A 4,685-nucleotide genomic window follows, 5' to 3' on the forward strand; every position below is an offset into this window, starting at 1 on the left:
GTGATCATAATCGAGAAGCAATATATTTCAAACATTCCTCTTTTGCATATTGTAAAAGAGGAGAAAAAAGAGAAAGCTCTTCCTCTTGTTTTCTTCATACATGGTTTTACAAGCGCAAAAGAGCATAACCTTCACTTCGCATATCTGCTTGCCGAAAAAGGAATGCGCGTGGTCCTGCCTGAGGCTCTTTATCACGGGGAGAGGGAAGAACAGCTCACTCAGGAAGAGCTCGCCCCGAGGTTTTGGGAGATCGTCACGAATGAAATCAAAGAGCTCGAAGTGCTGAAAAACCACTTTGAACAAGAAAACCTGATTGAACAGGGCCGTATCGGCGCCGCCGGAACTTCGATGGGCGGTATTGTCACGCTCGGCGCTTTGACACAATACGAATGGATTACAACTGCCGTCAGTTTAATGGGCAGTCCCGCCTATGTAGAATTTTTTGATCAACAGCTCGCTTTTATGCGTGAAAAGAAAATTGAACTTCCTTTCACAGAAGGACAAATCGAACAGCAGCGCGATAAACTGAAGCGTTTTGACTTGAGTCTGCAGCCGGACAAATTGAAGATGAGGCCGCTTTTATTTTGGCACGGCAAACAGGATGGCACCGTTCCGTTTGCTTTGGCGCGCCGCTTCTATGAATCGACGATTCCGCTGTATGAAACTCGGCCTGATTTGCTGCATTTTATCGAAGATGAGCGGGCTGGGCATAAAGTATCAAGGGAAGGCCTTTTGAAAACAGTCGAATGGTTTGATGCGCACCTTTAAGTGCTGTCGGTTTAGAAAATGAAAGAAGTGCGTTATACTGATGAAAAAAGGAGTGAGGAAGAGTGGATGAAGCATTAAAAGAGAACATCATGGGCGCCCTTGAACAGGTCGTTGACCCTGAACTGGGCGTCGATATCGTCAATCTCGGCCTTGTATATGACGTGGATATGGATGAAAACGGCAAAACTGACGTGACTATGACTTTGACTTCAATGGGCTGTCCGCTGGCGCCGATCATTGTGGATGAAGTCAAAAAAGCGCTCGCAGATATTCCCGAAGTCAAGGAAGTTGACGTTCATATCGTCTGGAATCCGCCTTGGACACGGGACAAAATGTCGCGATATGCGAAAATCGCACTTGGCATCCAATAAACGTTTCCAGAGCCTGCTCAACCGTTGACAGGCTCTTTCTGTTTTGAAAAGGGAGCCGCCGTAATAGATAACACGGGCGTATCCAGGCAGATCGCTACTCCCGTTATAAAAAGAACGCTTGTACAAGCGTTCTTTTTTTATTGCAAAAACGCCAGCCGGCACATTCTCCGGTTTGAAAAGCGGAGAATCCGGGAAGATGGGAACGGAGCACGACCAAGCCGCTGAAAAAGGACCGCCGGCGGGAGGAAAGAACCAATATGAAAGATGAACAAAAAATATTAAATATACAATTGAATTAATTTTTATTCATGTTATAATGTTAAATAATTTCACAAAGACCAAGAAGGTGAACTTGTTTTGAAAATAGGTATTATAGGTGCTACTGGCTATGGAGGGGCAGAGATTATGAGGATTATGAAGTTGCACCCTTATGCAGATGAATGCATATTGTATTCATCGAGTGATGAGGGAGCCCGCTATGATGCCGCATACCCGCACCTTATGAAACTGACAGATCAACACCTGCAACCGATCGAAGTAAAGAAAATTTCGAACGAAATCGATTTTTTATTTATGGCTGCGCCTCCGGGGGTATCCAGCCGGCTGACGCCACAGTTTGATGCATATGACATACCGATCATTGACCTGTCCGGCGATCTCAGGCTGCAGAACCCGAGCGTCTATGAAAAATGGTATAAAAGGGAAGCCGCGCCTGAACACGTGCTTCAAAAAGCGGTATACGGACTGTCTGAGCTGAATCGGGAAGACATTAAAACGGCGCAGTACATAGCCAATCCAGGTTGTTTCCCGACAGCGGTTCTTCTCGGCTTGGCGCCGCTCGTCAAAAGCGGCAGCATCAACGAATCTTTTGTCATCATCGATGCGAAAACAGGGGTATCGGGAGCAGGCAGAAAGGCGTCGATGGGCACTCACTTTTCAGAGATCAATGACAATTTCAAAATATATAAGGTAAACGAACACCAGCATACGCCTGAAATCGAGCAGATTGTTAAACAATGGGACTCCGCATTTAAACCGATCACATTCAGCACGCATTTAGTTCCGATGACAAGGGGCATTATGGCGACCATCTACACAGAACTGAAAGACAGCATGGATGCCGAGCAGCTCCAACTTATTTTTTCAAAATTTTATAAAGATTCATACTTTGTCAGAGTGAGAGAACCCGGTTCGTTCCCTGCAACTAAAGAGGTGTACGGCAGCAATTTTTGCGATATCGGCGTTACCGTTGATGAACGGACGAACAGAGTGACAATTGTGTCAGTGATCGATAACTTGATGAAGGGAGCAGCGGGTCAGGCTGTTCAAAACTTCAACATTATGAATGGCTGGAGCGAAACCGCCGGGCTTGAATTTACGCCAATTTATCCATAAGACGGGAGAGAACAAACATATGATTCAGGTGAGTCAAGACAGCATAAAAAAAACAGACGGAAATGTCGCTTCGCCTAAAGGCTATTTGGCAAAAGGGGTTCACTGCGGCCTCCGCTATTCAAAAAAGGATCTTGGAATTATCATCAGCTCAAGACCGGCGGTGAGCGCCGCCGTTTATACGCAAAGCCACTTTCAGGCTGCGCCGATCAAGGTGACGCAGGAAAGTCTCAAAAAAAGCGCGCATCTGCAAGCCGTCATCGTCAACAGCGCAAATGCCAACGCATGTACGGGAGAGCAGGGCTTAAAAGATGCATATGAGATGCGCCGCCAAAGCGCTGATATGCTTGGGATCGAGCCGGAACTGGTGGCCGTGTCCTCAACCGGCGTCATCGGCGAATACCTCAATATGGAGAGCATTACAAAAGGCATCAGCCTTCTCGCCGAGACTGAGCCTGCCGAAGGCGATTTCGAAGAAGCGATCTTAACGACAGACACGGTGATCAAACAAACGTGCTATGAACTGACGATCGGCGGTCAAAGAGTGACGATTGGCGGAGCAGCCAAAGGGTCGGGAATGATCCACCCGAATATGGCGACGATGCTCGGCTTTGTCACAACAGATGCATGCATCGAAGAAAGCGCGCTGCAAAGGGCATTAAGGGAAATTACGGACGTTTCATTCAACCAGATCACAGTCGACGGCGACACATCGACTAACGATATGGTGCTCGTCATGGCGAACGGATGCGCCGGAAATGAGCGCCTCCATGAAGAACACGAAGATTGGCCGGTTTTCAAAAAAGGCCTGCAGCTTGCCTGCACAGACCTCGCCAAACAAATCGCGAGAGACGGGGAAGGGGCGACAAAGCTGATCGAGGTTGAAGTGAACGGTGCGAAAAGCAATCTTGAAGCGCAAATCATCGCCAAAAAAATCGTCGGCTCAAACCTTGTAAAAACCGCGGTTTACGGAACGGATGCGAACTGGGGCAGAATCATTGTCGCGATCGGAGACAGCATGGCTGCTGTGACACCGGAGAAGGTAGAAATCTACCTGGGCGGCCAATGCCTTTTTAAAAATAACGAACCGCAGCCGTTTTCAGAAGAGCTGGCCAAAACACATTTAGAAAACAGCGAAGTGAAAATCGAGGTTCGCTTGCAGGAAGGTGACGGAAAGGGTACGGCTTGGGGCTGCGATTTAACTTATGAATACGTCAAAATCAATGCGAGCTATCGGACGTAAAAAGGGGATCACAATGGATAAAACAATCGTTTTTAAATGCGGCGGAAGCGTCATCCGCGAACTATCGGACGAATTTTTTCAAAATCTGAAAGAGCTGACCGAAAGCGGCTGGAAAATCGCACTCGTCCACGGGGGCGGGCCCGATATTACAAAGATGCTGAAGAAACTCAATATTCGAAGCGAATTCGTCAACGGACAGCGTAAGACGACAAAAGCGGTTCTTGAAGTCGCTGAAATGGTCTTATCCGGTTCGATCAACAAATTTTTCGTTGCCGAGCTGACAAAGCACGGCCTTCCGGCTGTCGGCGTATCAGGAAAAGACGGGGGACTGCTCCTTGCCGACTATTTAAATGAAAAAGAATACGGTCAGGTCGGGCGCATTAAAAAAGTAAACGGCCGAATGGCCGAAGCGCTCATGGAAAAAGGCTTTATTCCGGTTATCGCCCCCCTCTCGATGACGGATGGCTGTGAGACTTTGAATGTGAACGCCGATTTGGCGGCGTCGGCTGTTGCGGCAGCCTTGCACGCTGACAAATTAATGTTTGTGACAGACGTTAAAGGGATTATGAATAACGAAGAAATGCTGAAAGAGCTGACGCCGGCAGACATCGAAAGCCTGATTGCTGAAGGCGTGATCTCGGGAGGCATGATACCAAAAGTGCATTCTGCAAAAGAAGCCCTCACAGATGAAGTGAATGAAGTGATGATCGTGAGCGGAAAAGGATCTTTCCTCACGAAAGACGATTTCATCGGCACGAAAATCATTAAACAAAAGGAGGCCGTATCGTGAGTCATTTATTTCAGACGTACAGCCGCTGGAATATCAATATTAAAAAAGCGAAAGGCACGATCGTTCAGGATGAGAAGGGGAACGCTTATCTTGATTTCGTCCAGGGAATCGCGGTCTGCAA

5 protein-coding genes and 1 pseudogene are annotated in these 4,685 nt (G+C 47.6%); all 6 read left to right on the plus strand.

All coding sequences use genetic code 11. The annotated features are described in order from the left end of the window. A partial coding sequence (locus tag C1T29_RS06920; protein WP_231516548.1) for a prolyl oligopeptidase family serine peptidase occupies positions 1–768 on the plus strand: 768 nt, incomplete at its 5' end. Between the two features lie 62 nt (positions 769–830). Beyond that, positions 831–1,139, plus strand: a complete 309-nt coding sequence (locus tag C1T29_RS06925; RefSeq protein ID WP_003180552.1) for a metal-sulfur cluster assembly factor — start codon at positions 831–833, stop codon at positions 1,137–1,139. 357 nt (positions 1,140–1,496) lie between these two features. Then, positions 1,497–2,534 carry an N-acetyl-gamma-glutamyl-phosphate reductase gene (gene argC, locus C1T29_RS06930; RefSeq protein ID WP_103749048.1) on the plus strand — a complete coding sequence of 346 codons (1,038 nt, stop codon included), beginning with the start codon at positions 1,497–1,499 and terminating at the stop codon, positions 2,532–2,534. Between the two features lie 19 nt (positions 2,535–2,553). Beyond that, a complete protein-coding gene (argJ, locus tag C1T29_RS06935) occupies positions 2,554–3,774 on the plus strand; it encodes a bifunctional ornithine acetyltransferase/N-acetylglutamate synthase (RefSeq protein WP_103749047.1) in 1,221 nt (406 codons plus the stop codon). A gap of 13 nt (positions 3,775–3,787) precedes the next feature. After that, the gene (gene argB, locus C1T29_RS06940; protein ID WP_039072672.1) at positions 3,788–4,564 is read left to right on the plus strand and encodes an acetylglutamate kinase; all 777 of its coding nucleotides are present in this window, start codon (positions 3,788–3,790) and stop codon (positions 4,562–4,564) included. Continuing rightward, positions 4,561–4,685, plus strand: a pseudogene (argD, locus tag C1T29_RS06945) (acetylornithine transaminase); the annotation flags it as partial. The gene argB and the pseudogene argD, both read left to right, overlap by 4 nt.

The organism is Bacillus sp. MBGLi79 (genome assembly GCF_002953915.1).

Coding starts and splice junctions, on each gene's coding strand:
- argB (WP_039072672.1), top strand. CDS start 3,788: ATGGATAAAACAATCGTTTTTAAATGCGGCGGAAGCGTCATCCGCGAA.
- argJ (WP_103749047.1), top strand. CDS start 2,554: ATGATTCAGGTGAGTCAAGACAGCATAAAAAAAACAGACGGAAATGTC.